This window comes from Mucilaginibacter pallidiroseus, assembly GCF_007846085.1.
Classification (GTDB): domain Bacteria; phylum Bacteroidota; class Bacteroidia; order Sphingobacteriales; family Sphingobacteriaceae; genus Mucilaginibacter; species Mucilaginibacter pallidiroseus.
The window spans coordinates 295,240-321,654 of sequence record NZ_VOEJ01000003.1 but is presented as its reverse complement, the minus strand read 5'-3'; the positions used below and the strand labels follow the sequence as shown (position 1 = coordinate 321,654).

The 26,415-nt window shown below is 40.7% G+C and carries 26 protein-coding genes and 2 tRNA genes; 9 read left to right on the top strand and 19 right to left on the bottom strand.

The window, feature by feature from the left end; genetic code table 11:
* Positions 1-42: 42 nt before the first annotated feature.
* Positions 43-115, bottom strand: a tRNA-Gly gene (locus FPZ43_RS08365).
* Between the two features lie 60 nt (positions 116-175).
* Here FPZ43_RS08365 and FPZ43_RS08360 point away from each other — a divergent pair.
* Positions 176-691 (top strand): gamma carbonic anhydrase family protein, encoded by a 516-nt coding sequence (locus FPZ43_RS08360; RefSeq protein WP_146381411.1) that lies wholly within the window; start codon positions 176-178, stop codon positions 689-691.
* Here FPZ43_RS08360 and FPZ43_RS08355 read toward each other — a convergent pair.
* The 5 genes from FPZ43_RS08355 to FPZ43_RS08335 all read right to left on the bottom strand — a co-directional run bounded on the left by FPZ43_RS08355 (position 678) and on the right by FPZ43_RS08335 (position 7,097).
* On the bottom strand, positions 678-2,240 hold the full coding sequence (locus tag FPZ43_RS08355; protein WP_261381039.1) for an Ig-like domain-containing protein: 1,563 nt from the start codon (positions 2,238-2,240) through the stop codon (positions 678-680). The genes FPZ43_RS08360 and FPZ43_RS08355 overlap by 14 nt on opposite strands.
* 196 nt (positions 2,241-2,436) lie before the next feature.
* Complete coding sequence (gene mnmG / locus FPZ43_RS08350; RefSeq protein ID WP_146381647.1) at positions 2,437-4,299, bottom strand: tRNA uridine-5-carboxymethylaminomethyl(34) synthesis enzyme MnmG; 1,863 nt, start codon at positions 4,297-4,299, stop codon at positions 2,437-2,439.
* 32 nt (positions 4,300-4,331) lie between these two features.
* On the bottom strand, positions 4,332-4,577 hold the full coding sequence (locus FPZ43_RS19765) for a CBU_0592 family membrane protein (protein WP_456238242.1): 246 nt from the start codon (positions 4,575-4,577) through the stop codon (positions 4,332-4,334).
* Between the two features lies 1 nt (position 4,578).
* Positions 4,579-6,444, bottom strand: a complete 1,866-nt coding sequence (locus FPZ43_RS08340; protein WP_146381409.1) for an ABC-F family ATP-binding cassette domain-containing protein — start codon at positions 6,442-6,444, stop codon at positions 4,579-4,581.
* The gene (locus tag FPZ43_RS08335) at positions 6,444-7,097 is read right to left on the bottom strand and encodes an NAD(P)H-binding protein (protein ID WP_146381408.1); all 654 of its coding nucleotides are present in this window, start codon (positions 7,095-7,097) and stop codon (positions 6,444-6,446) included. Before FPZ43_RS08335 ends, FPZ43_RS08340 begins: the two co-directional genes overlap by 1 nt.
* 86 nt (positions 7,098-7,183) lie before the next feature.
* Between FPZ43_RS08335 and FPZ43_RS08330 the strand changes: the two genes are divergently transcribed.
* Positions 7,184-7,894 (top strand): pirin family protein, encoded by a 711-nt coding sequence (locus FPZ43_RS08330; RefSeq protein WP_146381407.1) that lies wholly within the window; start codon positions 7,184-7,186, stop codon positions 7,892-7,894.
* Between the two features lie 373 nt (positions 7,895-8,267).
* On the opposite strand, the gene FPZ43_RS08325 is transcribed toward FPZ43_RS08330, so the two are convergent.
* From FPZ43_RS08325 to FPZ43_RS19260, 5 genes are all read right to left on the bottom strand, one after another.
* Positions 8,268-8,783, bottom strand: coding sequence for a glutathione peroxidase (locus FPZ43_RS08325; protein ID WP_146381406.1), 516 nt, complete (start codon positions 8,781-8,783; stop codon positions 8,268-8,270).
* Positions 8,784-8,829: 46 nt separating this feature from the next.
* Positions 8,830-9,255: an rRNA maturation RNase YbeY gene (gene ybeY, locus FPZ43_RS08320; protein ID WP_146381405.1), complete on the bottom strand. Its 426-nt coding sequence runs from the start codon at positions 9,253-9,255 to the stop codon at positions 8,830-8,832.
* Positions 9,256-9,678, bottom strand: a complete 423-nt coding sequence (locus FPZ43_RS08315; protein ID WP_146381404.1) for an ATP-binding protein — start codon at positions 9,676-9,678, stop codon at positions 9,256-9,258.
* A gap of 1 nt (position 9,679) precedes the next feature.
* On the bottom strand, positions 9,680-12,991 hold the full coding sequence (locus FPZ43_RS08310) for a DUF4175 family protein (RefSeq protein WP_146381403.1): 3,312 nt from the start codon (positions 12,989-12,991) through the stop codon (positions 9,680-9,682).
* A 126-nt stretch (positions 12,992-13,117) separates the two neighbouring features.
* Positions 13,118-13,282: a hypothetical protein gene (locus FPZ43_RS19260; protein WP_186461784.1), complete on the bottom strand. Its 165-nt coding sequence runs from the start codon at positions 13,280-13,282 to the stop codon at positions 13,118-13,120.
* A gap of 189 nt (positions 13,283-13,471) precedes the next feature.
* Between FPZ43_RS19260 and FPZ43_RS08305 the strand changes: the two genes are divergently transcribed.
* Both FPZ43_RS08305 and FPZ43_RS08300 read left to right on the top strand, forming a co-directional pair.
* A tRNA-Pro gene (locus tag FPZ43_RS08305) sits at positions 13,472-13,545 on the top strand.
* Positions 13,546-13,642: 97 nt separating this feature from the next.
* Positions 13,643-14,086: a hypothetical protein gene (locus FPZ43_RS08300; RefSeq protein WP_146381402.1), complete on the top strand. Its 444-nt coding sequence runs from the start codon at positions 13,643-13,645 to the stop codon at positions 14,084-14,086.
* A gap of 107 nt (positions 14,087-14,193) precedes the next feature.
* On the opposite strand, the gene FPZ43_RS19255 is transcribed toward FPZ43_RS08300, so the two are convergent.
* From FPZ43_RS19255 to FPZ43_RS08295, 3 genes are all read right to left on the bottom strand, one after another.
* Positions 14,194-14,349, bottom strand: coding sequence for a hypothetical protein (locus FPZ43_RS19255; protein WP_186461783.1), 156 nt, complete (start codon positions 14,347-14,349; stop codon positions 14,194-14,196).
* Positions 14,350-14,597: 248 nt separating this feature from the next.
* A complete protein-coding gene (locus FPZ43_RS19250; RefSeq protein WP_186461782.1) occupies positions 14,598-14,762 on the bottom strand; it encodes a hypothetical protein in 165 nt (54 codons plus the stop codon).
* A 348-nt stretch (positions 14,763-15,110) separates the two neighbouring features.
* Positions 15,111-16,007, bottom strand: coding sequence for an OmpA/MotB family protein (locus tag FPZ43_RS08295; protein WP_146381401.1), 897 nt, complete (start codon positions 16,005-16,007; stop codon positions 15,111-15,113).
* A 188-nt stretch (positions 16,008-16,195) separates the two neighbouring features.
* Between FPZ43_RS08295 and FPZ43_RS08290 the strand changes: the two genes are divergently transcribed.
* Together FPZ43_RS08290 and ligD are read left to right on the top strand one after the other, a co-directional pair.
* Positions 16,196-16,585 (top strand): VOC family protein, encoded by a 390-nt coding sequence (locus FPZ43_RS08290; RefSeq protein WP_146381400.1) that lies wholly within the window; start codon positions 16,196-16,198, stop codon positions 16,583-16,585.
* An 88-nt stretch (positions 16,586-16,673) separates the two neighbouring features.
* Positions 16,674-19,418, top strand: a complete 2,745-nt coding sequence (gene ligD, locus FPZ43_RS08285) for a DNA ligase D (protein ID WP_146381399.1) — start codon at positions 16,674-16,676, stop codon at positions 19,416-19,418.
* Here ligD and FPZ43_RS08280 read toward each other — a convergent pair whose 3' ends face one another.
* The 4 genes from FPZ43_RS08280 to FPZ43_RS08265 all read right to left on the bottom strand — a co-directional run bounded on the left by FPZ43_RS08280 (position 19,419) and on the right by FPZ43_RS08265 (position 23,441).
* Positions 19,419-19,787, bottom strand: a complete 369-nt coding sequence (locus FPZ43_RS08280; RefSeq protein WP_146381398.1) for a response regulator — start codon at positions 19,785-19,787, stop codon at positions 19,419-19,421.
* Positions 19,788-20,067: 280 nt separating this feature from the next.
* On the bottom strand, positions 20,068-20,697 hold the full coding sequence (locus FPZ43_RS08275) for an NAD(P)H-dependent oxidoreductase (RefSeq protein ID WP_146381397.1): 630 nt from the start codon (positions 20,695-20,697) through the stop codon (positions 20,068-20,070).
* 93 nt (positions 20,698-20,790) lie between these two features.
* The gene (locus FPZ43_RS08270) at positions 20,791-21,165 is read right to left on the bottom strand and encodes a hypothetical protein (protein ID WP_146381396.1); all 375 of its coding nucleotides are present in this window, start codon (positions 21,163-21,165) and stop codon (positions 20,791-20,793) included.
* A gap of 2 nt (positions 21,166-21,167) precedes the next feature.
* Complete coding sequence (locus FPZ43_RS08265; RefSeq protein WP_146381395.1) at positions 21,168-23,441, bottom strand: transglycosylase domain-containing protein; 2,274 nt, start codon at positions 23,439-23,441, stop codon at positions 21,168-21,170.
* A gap of 119 nt (positions 23,442-23,560) precedes the next feature.
* Here FPZ43_RS08265 and FPZ43_RS08260 point away from each other — a divergent pair, with 119 nt between their 5' ends.
* The 3 genes from FPZ43_RS08260 (at position 23,561) to FPZ43_RS08250 (ending at position 25,691) form a co-directional block, all read left to right on the top strand.
* Positions 23,561-24,649 (top strand): Mrp/NBP35 family ATP-binding protein, encoded by a 1,089-nt coding sequence (locus tag FPZ43_RS08260; protein WP_146381394.1) that lies wholly within the window; start codon positions 23,561-23,563, stop codon positions 24,647-24,649.
* Positions 24,650-24,676: 27 nt separating this feature from the next.
* Positions 24,677-24,955: a NifU family protein gene (locus tag FPZ43_RS08255; RefSeq protein ID WP_146381393.1), complete on the top strand. Its 279-nt coding sequence runs from the start codon at positions 24,677-24,679 to the stop codon at positions 24,953-24,955.
* A gap of 109 nt (positions 24,956-25,064) precedes the next feature.
* On the top strand, positions 25,065-25,691 hold the full coding sequence (locus tag FPZ43_RS08250; protein ID WP_146381392.1) for a peptidase associated/transthyretin-like domain-containing protein: 627 nt from the start codon (positions 25,065-25,067) through the stop codon (positions 25,689-25,691).
* A 145-nt stretch (positions 25,692-25,836) separates the two neighbouring features.
* On the opposite strand, the gene def is transcribed toward FPZ43_RS08250, so the two are convergent.
* Positions 25,837-26,409 carry a peptide deformylase gene (def, locus tag FPZ43_RS08245; protein WP_146381391.1) on the bottom strand — a complete coding sequence of 191 codons (573 nt, stop codon included), beginning with the start codon at positions 26,407-26,409 and terminating at the stop codon, positions 25,837-25,839.
* Positions 26,410-26,415 lie beyond the last annotated feature (6 nt).

Genomic DNA, 26,415 nt, shown 5'->3' with positions numbered 1-26,415 from the left:
GACTTGCATATTGCTTCCCAACTGGAGGGTTGGGAGGGGTTGAGCGAAAAACGGGATTCGAACCCGCGGCCTTCAGTTTGGGAAACTGACGCTCTACCGACTGAGCTATTTTCGCTTATACTGTTTCAAACATAGATATTTTTCACATTAAATTTTACAGCTAAACCAATTAATTATGCCTGTTATATTACCTGTTAAAGATAAATCCCCTGCCTGGGGTGAGGATTGTTTTATAGCGCCGAATGCAACTATTGTGGGCGATGTGCAAATGGGTAATCACTGTTCGGTGTGGTTTAATGCCGTTATACGTGGCGATGTGCATTATATTAAAATAGGGAATAATACCAATATTCAAGACAATGCATGTATACATGCAACCTACTTAAAATCACCCACAAATATCGGCAGCAATGTGTCTATAGGTCACAATGCTATTGTACATGGCTGTACACTGCATAACAACGTTTTAGTTGGGATGGGTGCAATAGTAATGGATGATGCCGTAATTGAGCCTTATGTGATAATAGGAGCTGGCTCGGTAGTGTTAGAACGCTCGGTATGCGAATCTGGTTATTTATATGCCGGTAGCCCGGCTAAAAAGATAAAGCCTCTTACCGATGAGCAAAAGGCTTTATTGGACAAACTTCCGCAGAACTATATAATGTATTCCGGTTGGTTTATGGAACAATAACTTCTTTAGGTACAACAAGCGTTTCTTCTGCATCCCAGTTGGGGCGCAGGGTTACTTCCTTATCACTTAACCAGATATTTTCAGGGTAGGTTTTTCTGCGCACATTACCGCTGTCCCAAACCCCATTCCCGTTGTTATCATAAATAACCCGGAAGAAGTATTTACCTGTAAGTATGTTACGATAAATCAGCTTACTATCCGCAGTTATTACATTAGTATTTAATAGATTCTTTTGATCGTCGAGCATTTCCACTACATAGCTTTTACCCGCTTCGGGCACTTTAACCTGTAGCGTTAACACACTGTAATTTTCAATTTTGTCACCCTGAAATTTAATTGCCGATTTTTTGTTTTTATCGCCGTATATATTAGTGACAGCGCCTTCATTAAAGGTCAATTCATACTTACTGCCCGGCCTGAAGCGATATTTCATAACAATAGAGCGTAGGTTGGCTGTATCCTTTTGAAGGGTAAAATTATTTTCGGCCACCGAGTCTTCAGTTAGCGTAAAATAAGATTTATCGAAGCTTTCAATAGGTAGGTTACCCTTTATTATCAGGTCGGTGTTTGGCTTAAACATACCGTTTTTATTAATATTAAAGGTAAATGTAGTTGCTCTATCAAAGCGTTCTTTACGTTGCTTAAGCATAGGTACGGTGTCCAACGCTTTGCCATTTTCCAATATCTGTACACTTAACGAATCAAAGTCCATATTGCGCATATATACAAAAGCCGAATCCCTGGTTTTAGTGAATTCTACGATCTTTTGCCCATCCAATGCAGTGGGCGAAAGTAATTTGATTGCGGGCTTGTTTAACGGCCTGTTAAACAGAAATGATAGCTTACCATCCTGATTAAACCTTTTTTCGACGATCCTGAATTTCTCAGGTGTTTGCTTAAAAAGATTAAGTTTAATGCCCGAGGTATCCTTATCTACTTTTATAGGCTTTTTCAAAAATGCTATCAGCTCAGCATCATTATCATAGATTTTATTGGCAGCCTGTTCCTTTAAAGCGTATATGGCATAGGTATCTTCGCGAAGGTTGTTAAGGGAAAAATTACCAGCCGAATCGGTAGATGTAAAGATAGTTGGCTTCTTCTTTCCAAACATCAGGCTATCTTGGCTGATAGGGAACAGGAACACTGTTGCTTCCTTTTCACGTTCCTGCGTGCTTGTGTTGAATACTTGCCCGGTTATACTTAATGAGTCGATATGCGGGCCGGTAGAGAAAACGTATGTAAAATTTTTTAGAACGTTATTTTCGTTCACGTCCGCAATGGCCTTACCAAAGTTGATCACATAAGTAGTGTTCTTTTGCAGCGAATCTTTAAACTTAATAGTAAGCAGCTTTTTGCTTACATCGTACTCCGGCAGTTTTTCTTGTGCCGGGCTGATGCTGATTTCCTGGTATTGATTTGTTAATTTATAAAACTCATCAAATTCAATTTGTATTTGCTTTGCCGTAAAATTACGTGTCATATTTTCAGGCGTTGCCTTGACAACTTTGGGTGGGGTCAAATCTCTCGGCCCTCCGGTAGGGCGTTGCATTGCAGCACATCCCCATAGCGAAATTATAACTAAAATTAGCAGGTAAAATTTACTTAAAAAGGCCAATTTTTGATTTGACATTGTTTTTAGGCGATATAAGCGACTTTTTGTATTTTATGATTTGTATGCTGGAAAATCTAAAATATTGACTTATAAATAAAATTTTATAAGTAATTGATTTATAAACATTTACAGTTTATCTTGATACGTGAACCATTAAAACTGATACATCTGACGGAGACACACCCGAAATGCGAGATGCCTGGCCCAAGGTGCGGGGTTTTATCCGCATCAATTTTTCACGTGCTTCTTTAGATAATGATACAAGTTGATGGTAATCGAAATTTGGGTTGATCTCCCGATCTTCCATTTTTTTCATCCGATCAACTATTTCCATTTCTTTGATAAAGTAACTCTCGTATTTGATTTTTATTTCAGCCTGCTCTATAGTTTCTTTATCGTAGGCGGCTAATTTTTCTTGTAGCGATGCGTCAACAGTTTTTAATTCGTTAAAGCCTATCTGTGGTCTGCTAAGCAAAGCAAATAGTTTAGCATTTTGATTAATAGCACTTGTACCAGACTCTTCTAATAAATTATTTACAGTAGATGGGTCAATGCTTTTAGCTTTAGTAAAGGCAACTAAATCATCAGAGTTTTTGATCTTTTTGTTCACCTTATCTAAGCGTTCATCATTGATTAACCCCAGCTCATGGCCAATAGGGCTAAGCCTGATATCGGCATTGTCTTGGCGTAACAATAAGCGGTGCTCCGCACGCGATGTAAACATTCGATAAGGTTCTTCCGTGCCTTTGGTTACCAAATCATCTATCAATACACCTATATATGATTCTGATCTTTTGAGGATCAACTCATGCTTATCATTAATTTTTTGGTGTGCATTTATCCCCGCTATAAAACCTTGTGATGCGGCTTCCTCATAACCGGTGGTACCGTTAATCTGCCCGGCAAAGTAAAGGTTGCTGATTTGCTTTGTTTCTAACGTCAAACTCAATTGAGTAGGAGGGAAGAAATCATATTCAATTGCATACCCTGGCCTGAACATTTTAGCCGCTTCAAAACCTGGTATTTGTGTGAGCGCTTTATATTGTACATCCTCCGGTAAAGAGGTAGAGAAACCGTTTACATAAATTTCAACAGTGTTCCAACCTTCAGGTTCCACAAATATCTGGTGCCTGTCACGTTCTGCAAAGCGATTTATTTTATCTTCGATAGATGGGCAATAGCGGGGGCCTAGCCCTTTTATCCTACCGGTAAACATCGGTGATTTTTCAAAGCCTTCTTTTAGCGTTTCGTGGACTTTATTATTGGTGTAAGTTATCCAGCAGCAGCGCTGATCAGTCGCTAGCTCGACGTCGGTAAACGAAAAACGTCCTCGTTCTTCATCTCCCCATTGTTCTTCCATTAAAGCGTAATTCAAACTTCTCCCATCCACGCGTGGTGGAGTCCCGGTTTTCATCCTTCCCGCTTCGAAGCCTAATGTTATCAATTGCTCCGTTAACCCAGTAGCTGCCTTTTCACCAGTACGACCGCCGCCAAACTTTTTCTCACCAATATGTATAATTCCATTTAAAAAGGTACCATTTGTTAGTACCACAGCGTCGGCTTCTATTTCAATCCCGATGGAAGTTTTAACACCAGCTACTGTGTTTCCTTTTACCAAAAGAGACGTCACTGTATCCTGCCAAAAGTCGACATTAGGCGTTTTTTCTAGAGCTATTCTCCATTCTTCTGCAAACCGTATCCTGTCGCTTTGCGCTCGTGGGCTCCACATAGCTGGGCCTTTGGAACGGTTTAGCATCCTAAATTGAAGCGATGTTTTATCAGTAATTATTCCTGAGTAACCACCTAATGCATCAATCTCACGCACAATTTGCCCTTTTGCGACACCACCCATGGCAGGGTTACAACTCATTTGGGCTATGGTGCCCATATTCATTGTAATCAGTAACACAGACGAGCCAAGGTTTGCAGCCGCAGCTGCAGCTTCACATCCTGCATGACCTGCGCCAACCACAATCACATTATACTTCTTAAACATATTAACCTCCATGTTCCACGTGGAACATAATATTACTTTGATGTTCCACGTGGAACCTTTATCAATGAAACAAGCGCAAAAGCCGCCCAAACGCCCTCTAATAGAACAAAGGGATAAAATTTGATCATGTACGACGACGCACAACATAGTCCAGCTCCGATGAGATTCATGGCACTATATAGTTTGCTCTGAGCAGATATCTTTTTATATAAGTTTAGTAGAAATGCTACCAAAAGAATAACGACACCTGTTGATGCTATGATATCCGACAACGCCATATTATGCTTCTTTTAGTTCACCTAATTCAATCCAACGAGATGTTTTAATGTCGAGCTGTTTGTTGAGATACTCGATCTTATCAGTTATTTGTTTTAGCTTCTTTGCATCGATATCTGTCGTATTTAATTCTTCACCCGTCTCCTTTAATTTGATTTCTATATCAGCAATCTCTTGTTCAAGACCTGCGAATTCTTTTTCTTCTTTAAAGCTTAATTTAGCTTTTTTTGGCTGTTCTTGCTGAATTGGGGTTGCCACAGCAACTGGTCTTTTAGCGGCAGATTTGCTTTCTTCAAGTTCTGTACGATAAGAAGAATAGTTTCCGTTGTAAACCCGTACATTGCCATCTTCCATAATAAACAACTGGTCAGCCATTTTGTCGAGCAGGTATCTATCGTGCGACACAATAATTAATATGCCCGGATAGGTGGTGAGAAACTCCTCCAAAACGTTAAGCGTATCGATGTCCAAGTCATTGGTTGGCTCATCCAAAATCAAAAAGTTTGGATTTTTCATCAGTATGCTCATCAAGTGGAGACGCTTTTTTTCGCCACCACTAAGTTTTGCCACCATACCATATTGTTTAGCAGGAGGGAACAAAAATTGAGTCAGTAATGCTGATGCAGAAATCATTTTACCATCGGCCATGGTAATAAACTCCGCTACATTTTTTACAATATCTATAACGCGTTCATCGTCCTTAAAAGCGAGGCCGGCTTGGTTAAAATAGCCAATCACCGTTGTATCACCTTTTATAATTTCGCCTGCATCGGGCTGTAACTTATTTGTAATTAAATTTAAAAGGGTAGATTTTCCACTTCCATTTTTACCGGCTAAGCCTATTCGATCACCCTTCTTAAAAGTGTAACTGAAGCCGTTAATATAAATGTGGTCATTAAAACCTTTAACTACATTATGCAGCTCCATGATCTTATTACCCTGACGAGCAGTTTTCACGCTAAGTTCCACGTTTTGTTTAGGGCCATTATTTTTTGTCTTAGCCTCAAGATCGTAAAAAGCATCTATGCGTGATTTGGATTTAGTGCCTCTTGCCTTTGGTTGCCTGCGCATCCACTCCAACTCTTTACGCAATAAATTCGAGTTTTTCTGAAAAGATGCTTCGTCGGCAGCTTCGCGCTCAGCTTTCTTTTCAAGGTAATACGCATAGTTGCCTAGGTAGGGGATAATCTTACCACGGTCAATTTCCAATATTTCATTACAAACATTATCCAGGAAATACCTGTCGTGGGTAACCATTAATATTGTTTTGTTACCTTCGGTAAGCAGTTTTTCCAGCCATTCAATGGTGTCAATATCAAGGTGGTTGGTAGGCTCATCTAAAACATATAATTCAGGATCTTCAATTAAAAGTTTAGCTAAAGCCAAACGTTTCTTTTGCCCTCCTGATAGTGTAGTAATGTGCTGGTTAAGATGGTGTATATCAAGTCTGCCTAAAATAGTCTTTATCTTATACTCATATTCCCACGCATCTATCTCACTCATCTCTTCCATCACTTTTTCAAGCGCCTTCATATTGTCCGGGTCGTTTTCTAGTAACTCTTCGTACCGGCGAATTAGCTGCTGCTGTATATTATCGGCATGAAAGATGTAATCACTAATAGTAAGTGCATTTTTAAAGTCGGGATCTTGCTCCAGGTAGCCTACGTTAAGATCTCGTGCCTGCGCAACCTTACCTTCAGTAGGTTTGATAGCGCCAGATAATATCTTTAACAGGGTAGACTTACCGGCACCATTAACGCCAACCAGTGCTACCCTGCGTCCGCGGTTAATGCCAATACTTAGGTTTTTAAATAACCAGTTATCATGAAATGAATGACCTAAATTTTCGGCCGAGATAAAATTGCTCACTAAATATTATTTATTTGATCTGATGTATATGTAAATGTTCCAGTTGCATGCTCTAATGATTTGATATACATGGCTTGTGCAACCTTCGCGCCTTTAACGCTTCTATATTTTTTTAATTTACCGATTAGTAGAGGATCACTGATCTTAAAGATTGCGCCATATAAATTCTCGATGGCCCGGTTACCTTTGCGCTCGCCTATGAGCATCGATGGCTGATAAATGTGTAAACTTTGTAGACGCAACGCTTTTAAATCATCCTCTAACTCTCCTTTAGTTTTAGTATAAAAGATGGATGAATCCTTATTCGCACCAATAGACGATACTACATGAAATTGATTAACGCCATTTTTCTTAGACAATTGTGCCATCTGTAATGGATAATCATGATCGATTTTATAGTACTGTTTTTTTTCTGGTGTGTGCTTTTTAGTTGTGCCCAAGCATGAAAATACAACATGCCCGTTTATAAAAGCAGCGTAGCTATTCTCATCATCAAAATTAACGATGTGCTGGCGCAATTTAGAGTGTTGTAAGCCTGAGTCTCGCCTTACTAATATTACAACTTCATCATAGTGCGAGCTATTAAGCAATATACTTAGCAAATTGCTGCCAATAAGGCCAGTTGCTCCTATTAAAATTGCTTTGTATGCCATTGGTGCAGTTCAATTGCACAAAAATACATATAAATAAATTGTGGAACGGCAATTGAGTGTTTAAACATATATTAAATAACATTGATATGAAAACCATATATTATCCTGAAAATGAACGCGGCAAAAACGATATAGGTTGGCTAAAGGCAAATTTCTCTTTTAGCTTTGGGCCATATTACAATCCTGAGAAAATTAGCTTTGGCGCCCTTAGAGTTTTAAATGACGACGTTATTGCGGCCAACAGAGGCTTTGGTATGCATCCGCATGATAACATGGAGATCACTACCATCGTATTAAAAGGCGCTTTAGAACATAAAGACAGCATGGGGAATACAGGCGTCATAAACGCCGGTGATGTGCAAATCATGTCTGCAGGTAGGGGTGTTACGCATTCCGAATTTAATCCATTGCCTGATGAAGATACAGAGTCTTTACAAATATGGATATATCCTAAGGTCCGTAACATTAAGCCAAGGTATGATCAAAAGAGTTTCGGAGACAGTATAAAGCATAACACCTTCACTACGTTGATTTCTCCAGATGCATCAGACAATGCACTTGTTTTAAACCAGGACACCACTTTTGTGCGCGGTAGTTTCGATGAAGGAAAACAGTTAAATTATACAATAAATACGCCTGGAAATGGCGCTTACGTATTTGTATTAGAAGGGAGGGTGAAGATAGAAGATCAGCTTTTGAATAAAAGAGACGCACTTGGCGTACATGACACTGCATCGTTTTCAATTGATACATTATCAGCTACAAGCTTACTGATCATAGAAGTGCCAATGAAATAAGTGTAAAGTCTTGGTGCGAAGCATAAAGGTCGCTAAACCTTGAAAGAATCGGGTTGGAGGCCTCGCCAAAACGGTCATATAGGTACACGCCAATGCAGCATATCAAACGAGAACTTTAAAGCGGCACGGCGCAATTTTTTGCTTCGGGGTTTCTTTAAGAAATACAAAAGCCAACGAGCAAAATATTTATAAGTCTTTTTGCCATTCTGAGCGGTGCGAAGAATGTAATCAGCAGTATGGAAAATGTCTAGTAGACGCTTCACTATGTGCGGCATGATACGGTTATTAAAAAGCCAATTGAGGCGCGTTAATAGCATGACATGAACTGCTCGACCCAAAACAAAAAAAGGAGCCCTCAAGGCTCCTTTTTTTATTATAATGCTTTTGTAATCTCCGGGCTCAGCGGTGTAACCTGTGAGCGGTAACGGTGAATTAATTTGCCGTGCTCATCGATCAAGAATTTTTCGAAGTTCCATTTGATCTCGCCTGTAAAGTCAGGATTTTCTGCTGCTGTAAGATAAGCAAACAATGGGTCGATATCATCGCCCTTAACACTTACTTTTTCGCTTAGAGGAAAAGTAACACCAAAGTTTTTTGAACAAAACTCTTTCACTTCCAGGTTGCTGCCCGGTTCCTGGCCGCCAAAGTTATTAGCAGGGAAGCCAACAACAACAACTTTGTCTTTGTACTGATCTGCCAGTTTTTGCAACTCGGCATATTGTTTTGTAAAGCCACATTTTGAAGCTGTGTTAACGATGAGCACTTTTTTGCCCTTGTATTTGGCAAGCGAAAATGCCTTTCCATCAATTGATTTTAATTTAAAATCATAAATAGATTTAGCAGCCGGTGTTACAAACAGCAGTGCCAATATCATTGTAAGTACTTTCATGTTTTTATAATTGGGTATGAATGATTTATAGGTGTAAAAATAGATATTAAAAATCTCTTTTTTCCAGGTAAAAATCTTCTTTGGATGTCATTTTTTTCTTATCAGCAGCGCTTTTGTCTTTGTAGCCGAGCAAGTGGAGTGCGCCATGTATCATAACGCGATGCAATTCGTGCACATCGGTAACGCCAAACTTGGCAGCATTTTCTCTTATACGATCTATTGATATAAAAATATCGCTTACTATTACACCTTCTTCTTCAGAATTATCAAAAGTTACAATATCGGTATAGGTATCATGATCCAGATACTGCTGGTTTATTTGCAAAAGGTAGCTGTCCGAACAAAATATGTAATTGAGCTCTTCAAGTTTGAACCCTTCTGCAGCAACAGCGCCGGTTATCCACTTGCGTACAACCGTTTTATTTTTGAGCTTAAAAGCGATATCCTCTTCAAAAAAATTTATGGCGGGCATCTATATTTTAAAATGAAGTTCAACCTCGTTGCCTGAAGCATTAAAAATACATTGGTCGGCCAGATGTTTTAATATAAAAACGCCACGGCCCGTTAGTTCTTCAATACGATCGGGTGCGGTTGGGTCGGCAAGATTATTATAGTCAAAGCCTTGGCCCTGATCGGTAATGGTCCAGATAATGCGTTTGGTATCAACCTCGGCATTTATAATAACAGTTTTGTCAGGGTCGAGTTTGTTTCCGTGTACAATAGCGTTTGTTACAGCCTCGTTAAGGCAAGTCATCATATTAGCGAATGTATCTTCGGGCACATTGTACTTATCAGCTACTTCCTCAATCAAATTTTCGAGTAGCGAGATGCTTTCATATTTTGATGGAAGCTGCAATGTATATAGTTCACTTGTTTGCACATTGGGCTGTTCCATATCATTTTGCATTAAGTTGATCAAAGTATAATTTAATTTTTTGGCGATAATACAAATTAAGCGCGGGAGGGACGGTTTTAATTTGTTCTGTTTGCTTCGATTTCAATTTTTCGAAATCCTGCAAAGCCTTTATATATCCCGGTGGCAACTCTGCACCCGAGCGGCTTTCCCGTTTTTGGTCCTGCTCGCGCTGTTGGTCGGCTTTCTCGGCCTCCAACAGTCGGGTTTGAATTTGCTGCTGCCTTTTTAGCGCTTCATCTGTGATTTTTCTGTTTACGAGATCGCGTTCTGTTTGTTCCATTTCTTTTGAAATTTTGTCCAGATCGCCCAATTTGTTCCCGCCGTTTTTGTTCTGCTCGCGGTTTATTTGTTGCAGTGTTTGGCGAATTTGCTGCTGCTGCCGGGCCATCCGGGCAAATTGCTCGCTCATGCCCTGCTTTTGGCTTTTACCCTCATTACCTCCCTGTTGCTCCAGTTGTTGCCTCGCCTTTTGCATATTTTGATTTAGCTGCTGCTGCATTTTACTTATTTGCGACATCGATCCACTTTGTTTACCCTTGCCTTTGCCGCTTTTGTTCATTGCTTTTTGCAATTGGTTAAGCGCTTCACTCAATAACAGGGCCAAATTGTTCATGGATGTCATGGCGTACTGCTGGCTACGATTTGCTTCGGCGGTTTTACGGTCGCCAAGTGCGTCAAGTGCCTTATCTATCTGCTCGTTAATGGTTGTTATTTCCTTGTTTACCGACGATTGTATCTGCGGAACGCGTTTGCTTAGTGAATAAAGGCTGTCTTCGGCTGTTTTAAGGTTATCCTTAATATCCTTTTGCTGCTGCGCAAACGTTACATACTTTGGATCGGTAGGGTTGGTGCCGCGCAGATTCTGCATAACTTTTTCCTGGTTAAAGGAGCTATTGACTAATGATTTAAGCAGATCGCGTAACTGCCTGGCATCAACATTATTTTGGCTTTCTTCTCCTTCTGCATCCTGTTGATCTAACTGGTTGGCCATCTGCTGCATTTGCTTGGCTGCACTTCGCTGAGATTTTGATGCCTGCTGCCTATTGTTCTTGCTAAGGCTTTGTGTGCTCTGCTGCAATTGCTCGTCAATGGCTTGTTTTTCCTTTTCAGGATTTTTAAAAGATTGCTTACCTCCGTTTTGCTCGTTTTGCTTTTGCAGTTCGTCCAACTGTTTTTTAATCTGCTCAAACTGCTGGTTAAGTTTTTGTTGCTCCTGCAAGTCCTGCTGACTGTTCCCTGCTTGTTGCGTCTTGTCGGCAAGTTTTTGCTGCTGTTGCGAAAGCTGGTTAAGCTGAATTATGTTTTGATTTAGCTTTTGTTCAAAGTCCAGCTTTTTGTAAAGCTCCAGCATACGGTCAAGCTCTTTCTTTAACGACTTGTTATCGTTTTGCATCTTTGATAGTTCGTCGCGCGTGGCATCCTTTTGATCCATCTGCATAAGTTCTTGCAAGCGCTGCAGCATGTCACGTGATTTATCGTCAAGCAATTCGTTAAACAGTTGTTCCATTTGATTTTGCTTTTCCGTCAGCTCCTCCTTTTGCTGCCCTTGCTGCCGGTTATAAGCATTCTTTTTATTTTCTGCCTTAATGTCCTTTACCAGTTCATCCAAATCCTTACGCTTTTGAAGCAACTCCTCCACCTGCTTTTTTTCATCAAAAGAAAGGGCGTTTTTTTCCAGGAACGTTTGATTTAGCTTTTGCGCATTCTTTTCGATCTGACCGGCCAGCTTAACAGCCGATTGCATTTTCTCTTTTACCGCCTGGGTTCCGGCGTTTAATTGTTTCGCAAGTGCGGCGTTATCCGGTATGCTCAATGATCTTTCGGGAGATCGGGTTGTTTTCGGCCCTGCTACGCCATCATTATCCGTAACTTCAAAATAGTAGGTTACGTTATCGCCTGGTTTTATTCCAATATCCTTCAAATTCCAATAATAAAAAAATGCACTTTGACTTGCGGACAGATCGGCCTTAACTGCTTTTTTGTAAGTTTTCTGAGCTCCGTCTTTACCTGTTTGGTAGCAAAACTTAAGTGACGAAAAGCCATGGTCGTCCTGTATGTTTCCGTCAAAATAAAACGCCTGCATACTTACCGAATCGGGCTTCTCATTTACGGTGACAGCCGGAGCCTCATCGGCAATTACGTTTATTTTATAAATGGCAGAGTCGCCCGCGCCGGCAGAAGCATTTAATGGGGTAATTGTATAAGAGCTGTTTTTTAATATCTGCGCACTATACTGAAAAGCATTATCATTAACAGCCTTTAGCCAGGCATTTATATTGTTTATTTTAAATGCAAGAGATGCAGTATTTTGCGTGTTAAAATTCCATTTAACGGTTGTGCCGGCCGGCAATATTAAATCACCTGCGTTGGCAACCGTTTCATTTTTCTTATGCAGGTAAGCCGGGTAAGTTAGCGCTGCATCGAAATTTAAGATAACAGCTCTCTTATTAACTTTGATCTGGTATGGAACGGATGTAAAGCCATTACCTGATAAGCGAAACGTTGTATTTTGTTGCAGATTAGTAAACAAATAATGAAACTTGCTTATGTTTTCCTTATCAAGCTTAAATGTACTTGAAGCTATCTCTATATAAAGGTTAGCGGGCAACTTATCTCCTGTTAATTTAACATCCAATTTTAAATCTGCCCCCTGAACTACCGATAAGCTTTTATTTAATACCAAAAATTTAAAAGGCGCAATAGGGGCAAAATACTCATTATGCCTTATCAGTCTTTTTGTGCTCTCGGTAAGAATGGCCGGCGCTGCAAAAGCCAGGACACAGATAATAGCCGCCGGCGGAATAAGCCATTTGAGGTACCGGGCATTATCGCGGATGTTTATTGCCGTAGGGAAACTTACCGGATTAAGCGCTTCAATTTTTTGATTAATGCTGGCTTCTATTAACGCACTTTGATGAGGATTTTCATCAGCCTGCTTTTTTAGCTGAAGCGTGTTTAAGAGCCTATCCTGGATATCAACAAAGTGCTTCCCGATGATTTCGGCTGCTTCGTCGTGCGTTAAAGTTTTACCAAGTTTTAGCCTCGCCAGTAATGATGGCAGAACCAGCCAGATAAGAAGTGCAACATTTAACCCGATAAATCCATAAAAAAGCAGGGTGCGTAAAAAGGTATTGAAGTTGAAAAAGTACTCTGATAATGTTATTATGACAAAGGCAGAAAACAGGCCCGCACCCAAAAACATCAGCCCGCGGAGCAGGTTGTTGTTATGGTATTTACGTATAAATGTATTGATTTTGCTTATGAGCAGATCATAATTTTGAACCTGAGCCATCCGAAAAGATTACGACATTGGTAACTTAACGAAAATAGTAGTTTAATTTATATACAGAAAGCAATACAACTTGTATTTAAAATTACAACAAGGCGCTATAATAAACTCACCTATTAAATTCGTAAATTACTTGCGCCTGATCCGTACAAACGCCTTTTTAAAACAATCTTGATCACCGTTAAATGCAAACGCAATACCGCTGCCGATAGCAACGCCTACCGCAAGATTATGCAACGCAACGCCAACTGCTACACCAACAGCAATACCTATTATAAAAGAGTTATTTTTCATAATTATAAATTTGATGTTATGACACAAGTCGAAACAAATTGTTACTAATAATCGCAATTAACGCAATTCACAATTCAAAAATTTAGAAGTTTTCGCGGGATAAATTTTGATCACCTTTTTCCAGATTACGTCAACTTTTTATATTTGTGCTGATCGTCCTAAATTCAAAATTTGAGTTAAGGAATGTTTCGGGATGTAGCGTAGCCCGGTATCGCGCCAGCATGGGGTGCTGGAGGTCGTAGGTTCAAATCCTGCCATCCCGACAATTGGAAACATAAAGTGTTTTTTAAAATGAGCTGTGCTTGAAAGTTAAAAGCGAACTCACCATTGCAAGTTAGAGTGGTTCGATTAATTTATAACATGAAATTATATATCGATAGTGAGTCGTTTGAAATTTCGTCGTCAGATGTAATTACAGGTACCATTTGCCTTAAACTAAATGATGACTTTTTTCCGGAAAAGAACTGGAACGATAGTATTGCGCTTATTCTTTTATCTTGGATAAAGTCTTTTAAAGAACTTTCGAAAAACCAAAACAGTAAGGCTACATTTTATTTTTTTGACGGGCCTTTAAGGTTTGAAATGATCGAAACAGGTAAGCTCGGTTACCTTAAGTTATATCACAAAGACAAGTGCATTTTAAGGAACGACATCAGTAGCAATAACTTGGTCACAAATTTTAGACTTGAGTTATTGAAGTGTTGTGAACTTGCAATAGACGAATTTAATAAAAGGGGTTGGATAACCCCAGAAACTATTCACCTAAACAGCTTGATTAAAGACTTGACATTACCTTGGATATAGATAAAGCCAACCGAATGATCATCAGAACGTCGCATATAAAAGGTATCATCAATTGGATTGTATCGTAAGATTGGGCTGATTCACTAACCTAAATGCAAATATTACATTTACTTCTTTTTTCCTGGAATCATATTTAAAGCTTCCTTTAATGGTGGGTCTTGGTTTAGCAAGCCCGTAACATAGTTGTCCCAGGTAATCTGCTTTCTTTTTAGCAACCCATGCCTGGTGTCATAATCGTAAAGCGCTTCCATGTCGTTTCTCATCTTATCAAAGTTTCCTGATGTGTCAGCAATTTCGTCTGTAAATGCTCCTGTATAATTGAAATGATTAAGGGCAAAAAGAAGTTTTCTTGCAAAGAATTCCGAAAATGTCGAAGTGGATTTGTTCGTGTCTTAACAATTCAGGAGTTTGGGAATAGGTTTTGGTCCATGATTGATCCTGAACAAAGTTGTTTATAACATTGAAGTAAAATTGTATATGCCCTCAATCAGCGTCCACTTGTACGTATAATTTACTCTGTAACGTGTATAGGCTTTAAATCGCTTGATTCATCTATCGGTCCTTTAAAGTCGGCCCAGGTTAGCAGGCTATCTTTATTCCATGCTTTACGATAGTCGTTTTGGGCTTGCACGTTAAAAAAGAGCGAAACAATGGCAAGGGTTAGAAAAAGCTTCATTTTTAGGTAAGTTCAATTGATAATCAGCTGTTTCAAATTTATATTATTCAGGGGCTAAAATGGTCAATCTATTTAAGGTTCGGTGGAACTTCGACCTAAAATACCAATTCAAAGCTGTCATTGCGATTCGTACTCATCTTTTTCGTTCTACAAATCACGGGCATCGCTTCACATGCGATATATACGCCGTGCATAAAGCTCGTGCACAACAATTAAATAAGTCAGCTTGTGGTTATTGCAATCGGTTCTACGGAGTGTTATAATAAAAAGCGAACCCTTAAAAGTATTAAATAAAAGCGGCCCGTACAATTTGCACGGGCCGCTTTTTGATTTAACATCAAGTCTTTTTTAGTTCTTAGGCGCTGAGGCAGGTGCCGTAGCTGGCGTGGTGCCCTGGTTTTCGGGAGCCTTGCCAATTAAATCCATAAACTGATCAAGCTTTGGTGTAATAATAATTTGCGTGCGTCTATTTTTCGCCTTACCTGCCGGTGTGTTATTGTCGGCAATTGGGTTATACTCACCGCGACCGCCTGCTGTTAATCGCTTAGGATCTACACCGTATTGAGTTTGTAACGTTTGTACAACTGATGATGCCCTTAAAGCACTTAAATCCCAGTTATTGCGGATGTTTGTCATCTTAATAGGTACGTTATCAGTATTACCTTCGATCAGCACATCGTAGTTATTGTAGTCCTTAATTATCTTAGATATTTTGCTAAGTGTAGCACTTGCCTTGTCAGAGATTTCAAAACTGCCTGATTTATACAACATGTTATCTGCTAAGGAAATGTAAACTACACCCTTCAACACCTGTACATCAACATCCTGCATTTCCGATTGGCTTAACGAGCGGGTTAGATTATTTGTTAGCACCATATTGAGCGAGTCGCTTTTATTTTTGGCGTTAACCAGTTGTTGTATGTAGCGGTTAGAGCTGTTTATTTCATCAACCAGTTTGGAGATGTTGACATTGCCCTGGCTGCTTGAATTTAAACACTTATTTAATGCATCTTGTAATGCCTTTACATTTGAACGTTCTGAAGCTATTTGATCTTCCAGGCTTTTAGCGCGGTTTTGGCTAACCTCTAAATTACGTTCACTGGTAGATAATCTTCCTTGTAAATCGCGTGTGCTGCTATCAAGGCGGTTATAATCGGTCTGTAGTTTTTTATATGTTTTTGTGCTTACGCAGCTGCCCATAAAGGCAAGGGCCAGTAATGCGGGTATTAATAATTTAATTTTCATGATTGTTGATTTTAATTAATTATGAAATACAATAGCCTTAAACATACAGGTGCTAAAAATGTTTGCCCGGGCTACCTGGCACCATTTACCGGTAATTGGAAGGTGGTTGAAAAGCGTGTTTGAAAAGTAGTGTTATTAGCACTAAATTTGATTGATAATCAATTATATACATTATAACACTTTACGCTATGTTAAAAGAGTCAAAAGCATTTAGCGGATTTTCGGTTAACGATATTGATGCCGCATATGAGTTTTATAGTCAAAAGCTGGGTTTGGAAGTAGATAAAATGGAGGACATGGGCGGCATGTTAACTATTCAAATACCAGGTAATAATAACAACATACTCGTTTATCCAAAGCCTAACCACGAGCCGGCAACGTATACTATCCTTAATTTCCCTATTGACGATTTATTAGCTACCGTAAAAGGACTGAAAGCAAAAGGTGTGTTGTTTGAAAGTTATGATAGCGAGTACATTAACACCGATCAGGATAATATTCATCGTGGAGGCGGCCCCCTAATTGCTTGGTTTAAAGACCCGGCAGGCAATTTTTTATCTGTTATTGAGCAGGAGTAAGGCCGACCTTATTCGCATTTTCTTATTAATTAAATGGCGAAAACCATCTGGTAAAGGGCTTGTTAATTTATAACAAAACCACACAACCATGAGCCTGGAAAAATATGCGCAAAAGCGCGACTTTACCAAAACCAAAGAGCCTAAAGCAGGCAAAAGCAAGGATAAAAATCAGTTGATGTTTGTGATACAAAAGCATGATGCTTCGCGCTTGCATTACGATTTCAGGCTGGAGATGGATGGCGTGCTGAAAAGCTGGGCAGTACCAAAGGGCCCCTCGACAGACCCAAAAACCAAACGCCTTGCCATGATGGTAGAGGATCATCCTTTTGATTACCGGAATTTTGAGGGTATTATTCCTAAAGGCGAATATGGCGGCGGGACGGTTATTGTATGGGATGAGGGAACCTATGAGCCTATTGAAGAAATAAAAGGCAAAAAGGCCCAGGAAAAGCATTTGCTTAAACAATTAAAAGAGGGCTCGGTAAAAATAAAGCTGCATGGCGAAAAATTGCAGGGTGAGTTTGCCCTTGTGAAAACTCATGGCATGGGCGAGAACGGCTGGTTGCTTATCAAACATAAAGATGAGTTTGCTTCTGTTAAGGATATTACTAAACAGGAAAAGTCAGTACTGTCTGGCAAAACCATAGCCCAAATGGAAAAGACCGGTGATAAGGTTTGGAAGGATGGCGAGGAACAGGATATAGAAGCAGAGAAGCCCAAATCGACACGTAAAAAAAAACAAACTGAGCCTGTTGAAGAGTTGGAAGAGATGGTTGATAGTGCATCATCAAATGAAGATGTAAAAGGCATATTAAAGAAAGCGCCTAAGGCTAAAATCCCTACAGGTGTAAAGCCTATGCTGGCAACCTTAGTTAATGAGCCATTTGATGACCCCGACTGGGTTTATGAGGTAAAGTGGGATGGATATCGTACGCTCGGTTTCATTAACAAGGGCGACGTGCAACTGCTATCACGTAACAATAAGGATTTTAATGAAAAGTATTATCCCATAAAAACAATACTGGAAAGCTGGAAGATAAATGCAGTTATTGACGGAGAAATACTGGTATTGAATGATAAGGGCATATCAAACTTTGGCGCCTTGCAAAACTGGCGCAGTGAGGCTGATGGAGAGCTGGTTTTATACGTGTTTGATATTTTGTGGTATGACGGGAAGGACTTAACAAGCCTGCCTCTCATACAAAGGCAAGCCATTTTGCAGGATGTGATACCTACCGACGATGACCGTATACGTATAAGCCAAACATTTAAGGCTAACGGCACGGAGTTTTTTGAAGCAGCTAAAAAAATAGGACTGGAAGGTATCATGGCCAAAAAGGCCGATAGCACATATAGCGCAAACAATCGATCAAAGGAATGGCTCAAGGTTAAGATCAACAAACGGCAGGAAGTTGTTATAGGTGGCTTTACCAAAAACGAAGGTACGGCCAAACAGTTTAGCTCGCTGCTGCTTGGGGTGTATGAAGAAGGTAAGCTACAATATGTAGGCAAGGTTGGCACCGGCTTTTCCGACAAGCTGCAAAAGGAAATGATGGAGCTGTTTAAGCCATTAATTGCCGATAAAAGCCCCTTCGGTTATGAGCCTGATGTGAACAAACCATCTCGTTTCAGGCCCAATCCGCCTAAGGCAAAAGCAACCTGGCTTAAGCCGCAACTTGTTTGTGAAGTAAGTTTTGCCGAGGTAACCAGCGATGGCGTTTTTAGGCATCCGAGCTTTGAAGGTATGCGCACAGATAAAAAGGCAAAAGAAGTAGTGCGCGAGCAGGAGCAGAGTACGACCGAAATTGTTGATGAGCCTGCTTCCAAGACAAAAAACGAAAGCAAGAAAGCATCCGGCAAGAAAGACTTGGTTACAGCGCCCAAACAATCTGCAAAACGTACACTGCTTAACCCCAAAGAGGAAACCCAGGTAAAAAAGATATGCGGACACGACCTTAAGTTTACACATTTAAGCAAGGTTTACTGGCCGGAAGACGGCATTACCAAGCGCGATATGTTTAATTACTACTACCAAGTTGCAGAGTACATATTGCCTTACTTAAAAGATCGACCGCAATCGCTCAACCGTTTTCCTAACGGCATTCATGGCCCAAGCTTTTATCAAAAGGATGTAAAAGGCAAATCGCCGGATTGGGTGCGAAAGTTTCCTTATACCACAAGCGAGGGCGAACACAAAGAGTACCTGGTAGGGCACGATGAAGCTACCCTGCTTTGGATGGCCTCATTAGGTTGTATAGAAATGAACCCCTGGTTTAGCCGTATCCAATCGCCGGACAATCCAGATTATTGCATTATTGATCTCGATCCGGACAAAAACACGTTCGACCAGGTTATAAGCGCAGCGCAAGAGGTTAAGAAAGTTTTGGACGCCCTTGACGTGCCATCATTTTGCAAGACGTCCGGTTCAACGGGTATGCATATTTATATTCCCTTGAATGCAAAATACGATTACGATCAGTCGCAAATGTTTGCTCGTTTGGTCGTGAATATTGTTCACCAACAGATACCCGATTATACCTCACTTGAGCGGATGGTGAAAAACCGAAACGGAAAAATGTATCTCGACTTTTTGCAAAATCGTCCGGGAGCGACTATTGCCGGGCCTTATTCGCTAAGGCCGAAACCTGGCGCCACGGTTTCCATGCCGTTGCATTGGGACGAAGTTAAACCCGGCCTAAAAATGCAGGATTTTAATATCAACAACGCTATAGCCCGTTTAAAGAAAGAGGGAGACTTATTTAGCGGCGTATTGGGAAAAGGGATCGACCTTGAGAAAACAATCAAAAAAGCAAAATCGATTTTTGATAAATAGCTATGCGGCCAGTTGATGCTCAACTTTGTTGAGTAACGAGTTCATATCAAACGGTTTTAACAAAAAATCGTCGGCGGCACCGTTTTGCGTAAGGGCGCATTCTGCATCTTCATTACCCGAGCAAATAATAACGGGTGTATTGTGCGTGGACTGATTGAGCTTAAGTATTGAGCATATCTCTGTTCCGCGCATGTAGGGTAATGTATCGTCTAAAATCACAAGATCCGGTTGGGTTCTGCTTACTGCTGCTATCACGCCTTCGCCAGTATTTAACGAAGACACTTCATAGCCGCTATTGCTGAGGATGTAGCTCATCACCTCTACAATCAATTCGTTATCATCAACTATTAAAATTTTCTTTGTACACATGGCTATGTATTTCAGTAAGTTATACAAATGCCATGCCGATATTAATTATTAGTTATCTGTGTAGATCATACTATACAAGCAAAAAACAAATGTTATGCTTGAGTTATCTTAGCCTGTAAAGCAAAATAGCTGACTTGCTATTCATAGTTATTCAGTATGAAGATGACTTTTGGGCAACCCGTTATTTTTTGCTATAACACCACGCTAGAAGGCAAATAAACAGAAACGGCCATTGGCATATGCCAATGGCCGTTTAACTAAAAGCTAATAAATCAAAGACTTATATATGGATAAATAATTCTTCTTTAGGGCGACGAACTTTTACCAAGCCTGCATAAGGATCATCGCTTGCACGGTAACCTACGGTGGCTATTACCGTTGCCGTTAACCCCTTTTCTTTTAAGCCTAATATTTCATCAAATTTGGCAGCATCAAAACCCTCCATCGGGCAATTGTCTATTTCCAATTCCGACGCGGCAGAAAGCAGGATGCCAAGGGCGATATAGGCTTGTTTTTGTGCCCAGGTAAGCAATTGCTCCGGCGTACGGCCATTAACAGATCCAACTACTACATCTTCGAAACCTTTGAGCGACTCTCTCGGAACGCCACGGGTTTCCGCAACGTGATCAATATATTCATGTACAAACTCCTCGTTGATGTTAGTTTCGGCAGCAAATACAATAACGTGCGATGCATCAGTGAGTTGAACTTGATTGTAAGCTGCAGCTTTTAACTTTTCGCGCACTTCCGCATTTTCAACTACAATTACACGATAATGCTGCAAGCCGTATGATGATGGGGACAGCTGTATAGCGTCTAACAATGTGCTTAGCTTATCGGCAGCAATTTTTTTAGTACTGTCGAATTTTTTAGTGGCATAACGCCAGTTTAATTTATCTGTTAATGACATAGGATCAAATGTTTACTTAGTTGATTGTTTTAATAACACAAATATAAATGTTTAAACATGTATATGGGTCATTGATGCGTAAATATTAATAGATCAAAATTCGTCAGCTGTTGATCTACTTTCCTGTTCATCGCCGCGAAAAGAAATTTTTAAGTCAGCACTATCAATGATGAAGTTATAATAGGAGTGCTGCTTTTTATGATCCTTAACCAAATCTTCGCAGCCAAAGGTAAGTTGCATATCATACCAAAAACGCACCCGCCCGGTTTGCGCGGATAGGTTATAAGATACTACTTCAAAACTCAGGTTACTGATAACCGATGGGCCAAACTTCTCTTTGTTCTCGTGGATGAGCGCAGTTGAAATATCTGCAAGATAGCTGGACGATAAAATTTCATCCAGCTGTTCGGTAAGAGCTATTTCGTTTTGCGGAAATGAAGATAAAGGAACGCTGAAAGTTTGCATCATAACTATGGCATCCGGGATTTCATTTCCTTTTCTTTATCTTTCGATTCTTGCTTCAATCGCTTTTTCTCGTCTTTAATATCCTGCTTGCTACGGGTTGTAACAGTGTCAAGAGCATCAATGCGGCGCTTATAATCATCCTTCATGGCTGATATTTCCTGCTTGATGCGTTTTTTGATCATGTCATTGGTTTCCTTTATCTTTTCTTCAGCACGGGCCTCGGCAGACGTATCTTTCGCACCAAATAATCGCTGGAAAAAGTTTGGACGCTTAGGTTCCTCATAAACAGGTGCCACACCGATAGGTATGCCCTCGTCATCGCCCTGTTTCATCAGGCTATCTACCGCGGCCGAGTCAACTATTACCGGTGTGCCCCTGCGCAAGCTCTCTTTTAGCCTCACGTTGTAAAAGCCATAGGCATTACTGTCGCGCTGTGTAAGGCCTTTGCTGGCCATTAGGCGGCCTATCAAGTTAAAGTAGCCGTGTAAGCCTTGCCGTAAAGACCCATCGGGCTGGAAAGCGTACAAGCCTGCTTTAGGATTTGGCACTATACTGGCAAGGAAGATACTTTCGCCAATAGTAAGTTCAGACGGCGATTTGTCAAAATAGTACCTAGATGCTTCGCGAATACCATAAATACCGCGGCCCCATTCAATAATATTAAAGTATACCTCCAACATCCGGTTTTTGGTCATGATGCCATTGTTTTCAATCAACCAAACAATCAGTATCTCTTCAATTTTGCGCGATAGGGTTTTGTTGCGGCTTAAAAAGGCATTTTTAACCAATTGCATTGATATGGTACTGCCCCCTCGTTTAAACTTCTTTTCTTTAAAATCTGTTACGATTGATTTACGTATCGACTCTTCTACAAAACCATGGTTACGATAAAACGATGGATCTTCGGCCGTCATTACCGCATTACGCACATTTGGCGATATATTCTCAAGCGGCGTAAAATCGCTGCTGTTGGGGGCAATGTTATGCGGCGGCATAGGTTTGCCTTTTTCATATGGTATGTATACAAATGGCCTGTTAAGTTTGCTCAGGTCGGCCTTGCCATAACTGATTATCCTGAAATTATCTTTACTTAAACGCGAATCAAACTTCAGGCTGTCAACCTTGGCCGAATTCATGTAGAAGTTAAGGTTATAATTGAGTTTTCCGGCAACCTTCATACCTTCAAGCGACTCGAACATGCCGGTAGGGAAGGAGTCGAAAATATCCTGGGCATTAAGCCAGCCGGTTTGCACTTTAAGCTCGTAGATCTTGACCGGATTAAGGGTGTATTTAATGAAAGGCTTAGCCGAGATTTTCTTTAGGTGTATTACGGATGTGCTATCCAACGAGACGTAGTTTTCACCAACCAGTAAATGAGCATCAATTGATCCGTTAGGCACAACAATGTCCGACACGGATAGCCCCGGGTGGTTAAGCAGCATATTACGAACGGCCCAGTAACCTTCAATTTTTGTTTCGCCGCTGCTGTGTTTTACATTTGTAAGGCGGGTGGTAATAGTATCGAAGTTTAGCTTAAGCTTAAATTTTTTCTCAATAATGGGCAGCTCAACTTTTTTGCCTTCGGCATAGAGCTTTACATCTATATCTTTATCAGATGCATGCATTTTTCCATCAAAATGCCATGTTGAAGCAGCCGTGCCATCATCAACTTTTATGGTAGACTTGAGTTCGCCGTCATCAATAATTGCCGATGTTGCTAATGCATTAAGGCGCGTGCTGTCATCAGTAAAACGCACCGTAAAGTTATGTAACGATAGGTTATCAGGGATTTTGTAAAGCACCTCGTTGATCAGGTTGTTTGACAAGACCGATAAATCTGCTTTACGAGTTGTGTCGCCGGTGTCTTTCTTTTTTCTAAACAGAAAATCGAAGTTTCTGACGCCATTTTTACTGGTAAGGTTTATCAAGCCATTTTCCAATATCACATCAGACAATTTGATTTTGCCTACCAATAACGGCATAAGCTTTACGCTTACGGTGAACTTTTTAACCGAAAAGACACTATCGCGCTGGTACGGCACCACAGAAATGTCAGAAAAAGCAACGGTGCTTAGGCCGGTGAAATGCGCCTGACCTATTTTTACATCTAAATTATATTCGTTTTTAGCTTTAGCTTTAGCTTTGGAAATTGCTTTTTGCAGGAGTACTTCGCGTTTGGAGTAAGCAACATAGCCGCCTATTAACACAATTACAACCAAAACGGCTGCTACAATGCCTGCAATGCGGAGATATTTAGGGTTAATACTTATACGACGCATTTCTGAAATTTACTCCAAAACTAAATTAAATATGCTGTGGTGCAACGATTGGCTTCCACAAATGTTTTCTTAACAACGCAAGCAGGTACCTGTTTTCGTATTTTTGCCGCCAAATAAATATGGACATTACAAAAGAACAAGTATTACAAGCGCTGGGCCACGTTGAGGAGCCTGATCTTAAAAAAGACCTGGTTACGCTTAACATGATACAGGATATTAACATAAGTGGCAATAAGCTTAGCTTTTCGGTTGTGCTTACCACGCCTGCCTGCCCGCTAAAAGATCTTATTGAAAACGCCTGCCGCAATGCAATAGGTCACTTCATCAGCAAAGATATCGAGGTAACCGTTAACATGACATCACAGGTTACTACACAAAAAAACACCGGTGTGCCGGGGGTTAAAAATATCATAGCTGTAGCATCAGGCAAAGGTGGGGTTGGTAAATCAACCGTGTCGGTAAACCTGGCATTGGCTTTGGCAAAAAGCGGGGCAAAGGTCGGTTTGATTGATGCCGACATTTATGGTCCATCTATCCCAATCATGTTTGGGCTGGAAGGGGAGCGGCCAAAAGCAACGCAGGAGAACGGCAAAACGCGCATAGAGCCAATTGAAAAATACGGTATCAAGCTACTTTCAATAGGTTTCTTTACCGACCCTAATCAGCCTGTGCCATGGCGCGGGCCAATGGTATCGACAGCGGTTAAGCAATTGTTTAACGATGCCGATTGGGGCGAACTGGACTATTTGTTGATTGATTTGCCTCCCGGTACCGGCGATATTCATATCACGGTCACGCAAAGCTTCCCGGTTACAGGTGCAGTTATTGTAACTACGCCGCAAAATGTTGCGTTGGCCGATGCTAAAAAAGGGATAGGTATGTTTATGATGGAGGCTATCAATGTGCCTATTTTAGGCATAGTAGAAAACATGTCATACTTTACACCGGCCGAGCTGCCTCAAAACAAATACTACATTTTTGGCCAGGGCGGTGGTAGTAAACTTGCAGAGGTTTTGGACGTACCATTTTTAGGTGAAATTCCGTTAATAAAGGGTATAAGCGATAGCGGCGATGCAGGCAAGCCTATTGTGCTGGAAGATAATGGCCCAATGAGTGAGGCATTTGCAGCAATGGCCAGCAGCGTTGCGCAGCAGGTTTCTATTTACAATGCCCGCGTGGCCGGTAATAGTAATTTGGTAAATAATTAATAACTTTACTTATATAAAATAATAAAGATGAGTTTACATGAACAGGTAGATGCAGCGTTAGATACCATTCGCCCTTATTTAGAGGCCGATGGCGGCAATGTATCTATCGAGGAAATTACGCCTGATAACGTAGTGAGACTTAAGTTGCTCGGCTCGTGCGGCTCGTGCCCAATGAGTATCATGACGCTTAAGGCAGGTATTGAGCAGGCTATTAAAAAAGCCGTTCCGGAAATTACGTCTATAGAGGCAGTGAACCTAACCGACATTGACGACCCTAATGCGGTATTGCCAGAAAATTTACGGTAGTTGTTAATAATTGTTAAAGTAAGAGACAGGTAGTCTTCGATGACGTATTTTTACATGCTTTTTGGAACAGATATTGTTCTTTGAAGGCGGTGGGGATACGATTTTTTGCATGAAAAAATTAATAGGAATATTGCTATTGTTTTTATCGCTTGGGGCGTTTGCTCAACAGCGGGAGCAGCCTATTGTGCAATTTACCGGCGTTGTTTACAATGCCGACAGTACCAAAAACATTGTACCCTATGTAACTATTACAAACGTGTCGCAACGCAACTCAACAATTGTGGCCAACTACAATGGTTATTTTTCATTTGTTGCACATGAGCGTGACACGCTGCGGTTTACATCTGTGGGTTATGCGCCGATAGATGTTGTAATACCTGCAGGCGTGCAAAATAAAAGCTATACGGCTAAGGTGATGATAAAGCCGCAGATAAACAACCTGCCTACGGTGCACCTTTTTCCATGGGCTACTACCGACGAGTTTCGCCGGGATTTTGTGTCAGCGAAAATTGCTGATGACGATCAGGAAATTGCCCGTAAGAATATGCAGCGGTCTGTACTTTTTGCGTCGCAGAATACATTGCCGAGGGACGGGCACGAAATTCAATCGGCCAATTTTCAAAGTATGCATAACAACATACTTAACTCGCACTCCTTCTCAAATCCATTGTTAAACCCGCTTGCGTGGGGCTCTCTTATCAAAACCATCACGGACGGGGATAAGGGGTCGAAGTAGTTAAGCATTTATTAATTATTTGTGATTGGGTATTAGTTATCAGGAAAAACATTTAATACACATAAAAAAAGCCGGGTCAAATTTTTGACCCGGCTTTTTGTTTTTATATTGATTCTTGACTCTTACCTCTTAATTCTAATCCAAACTATCGTCCTTTCTTAGCGTCAGGGAATTTCATGCGGTAATCTACATCAACGGCCCCTTTTGATATATCATTCAGTTTTTTCTCAATAAGGCGTCGTCGTAGCGGGCTCAGTTTGTCTGTAAAAAGTTTTCCCTCAATGTGGTCATATTCATGCTGAATAATACGGGCTGCCATGCCTTTAAAGGTTTCCTCGTAGTGTTTCCAGTCGGCATCGTAATATGATATCCTGATAACGGGCTTGCGTGATACATCTTCTCGTATATCCGGTATGCTAAGACAGCCTTCGTTAAAGCTCCATTCCTGTCCGCTTTCCTCTAAAATGGTAGCATTAATAAAAACCTTCTTAAACTCTTTAAGCTCGGGTTCTTCATCATCAAATGGTGTAGCATCAACCACAAACAAACGCATAGACATGCCTACTTGCGGTGCAGCCAACCCAACGCCGCGTGCGCCGTACATGGTTTCGAACATGTTATCAACAAGCTCTTTTATATGCGGATATTCGTCGGCCTCAATTGCGGTGGCCTTGCGCCTTAAAACCGGGTCGCCGTATGCTACAATAGGATATTTCATTATGCA

Coding starts and splice junctions, on each gene's coding strand:
- FPZ43_RS19765 (WP_456238242.1), bottom strand. CDS start 4,577: ATGGCGTTGTCGGATATCATAGCATCAACAGGTGTCGTTATTCTTTTG.
- FPZ43_RS08315 (WP_146381404.1), bottom strand. CDS start 9,678: ATGGAACAGCCCAATGTGCAAACAAGTGAACTATATACATTGCAGCTT.
- FPZ43_RS08325 (WP_146381406.1), bottom strand. CDS start 8,783: ATGAAAGTACTTACAATGATATTGGCACTGCTGTTTGTAACACCGGCT.
- FPZ43_RS08250 (WP_146381392.1), top strand. CDS start 25,065: ATGAAAAAATTAATAGGAATATTGCTATTGTTTTTATCGCTTGGGGCG.
- FPZ43_RS19255 (WP_186461783.1), bottom strand. CDS start 14,349: ATGAGAAACGACATGGAAGCGCTTTACGATTATGACACCAGGCATGGG.
- FPZ43_RS08280 (WP_146381398.1), bottom strand. CDS start 19,787: ATGTGTACAAAGAAAATTTTAATAGTTGATGATAACGAATTGATTGTA.
- FPZ43_RS08300 (WP_146381402.1), top strand. CDS start 13,643: ATGAAATTATATATCGATAGTGAGTCGTTTGAAATTTCGTCGTCAGAT.
- FPZ43_RS08265 (WP_146381395.1), bottom strand. CDS start 23,441: ATGCGTCGTATAAGTATTAACCCTAAATATCTCCGCATTGCAGGCATT.
- FPZ43_RS08330 (WP_146381407.1), top strand. CDS start 7,184: ATGAAAACCATATATTATCCTGAAAATGAACGCGGCAAAAACGATATA.
- FPZ43_RS08260 (WP_146381394.1), top strand. CDS start 23,561: ATGGACATTACAAAAGAACAAGTATTACAAGCGCTGGGCCACGTTGAG.
- ybeY (WP_146381405.1), bottom strand. CDS start 9,255: ATGCCCGCCATAAATTTTTTTGAAGAGGATATCGCTTTTAAGCTCAAA.
- FPZ43_RS08270 (WP_146381396.1), bottom strand. CDS start 21,165: ATGATGCAAACTTTCAGCGTTCCTTTATCTTCATTTCCGCAAAACGAA.
- FPZ43_RS19250 (WP_186461782.1), bottom strand. CDS start 14,762: ATGAAGCTTTTTCTAACCCTTGCCATTGTTTCGCTCTTTTTTAACGTG.
- FPZ43_RS19260 (WP_186461784.1), bottom strand. CDS start 13,282: ATGAAAAATAACTCTTTTATAATAGGTATTGCTGTTGGTGTAGCAGTT.
- FPZ43_RS08255 (WP_146381393.1), top strand. CDS start 24,677: ATGAGTTTACATGAACAGGTAGATGCAGCGTTAGATACCATTCGCCCT.
- FPZ43_RS08275 (WP_146381397.1), bottom strand. CDS start 20,697: ATGTCATTAACAGATAAATTAAACTGGCGTTATGCCACTAAAAAATTC.
- FPZ43_RS08295 (WP_146381401.1), bottom strand. CDS start 16,007: ATGAAAATTAAATTATTAATACCCGCATTACTGGCCCTTGCCTTTATG.
- def (WP_146381391.1), bottom strand. CDS start 26,409: ATGAAATATCCTATTGTAGCATACGGCGACCCGGTTTTAAGGCGCAAG.
- FPZ43_RS08290 (WP_146381400.1), top strand. CDS start 16,196: ATGTTAAAAGAGTCAAAAGCATTTAGCGGATTTTCGGTTAACGATATT.
- mnmG (WP_146381647.1), bottom strand. CDS start 4,299: ATGTTTAAGAAGTATAATGTGATTGTGGTTGGCGCAGGTCATGCAGGA.
- ligD (WP_146381399.1), top strand. CDS start 16,674: ATGAGCCTGGAAAAATATGCGCAAAAGCGCGACTTTACCAAAACCAAA.
- FPZ43_RS08360 (WP_146381411.1), top strand. CDS start 176: ATGCCTGTTATATTACCTGTTAAAGATAAATCCCCTGCCTGGGGTGAG.
- FPZ43_RS08335 (WP_146381408.1), bottom strand. CDS start 7,097: ATGGCATACAAAGCAATTTTAATAGGAGCAACTGGCCTTATTGGCAGC.
- FPZ43_RS08310 (WP_146381403.1), bottom strand. CDS start 12,991: ATGGCTCAGGTTCAAAATTATGATCTGCTCATAAGCAAAATCAATACA.
- FPZ43_RS08355 (WP_261381039.1), bottom strand. CDS start 2,240: ATGCAACGCCCTACCGGAGGGCCGAGAGATTTGACCCCACCCAAAGTT.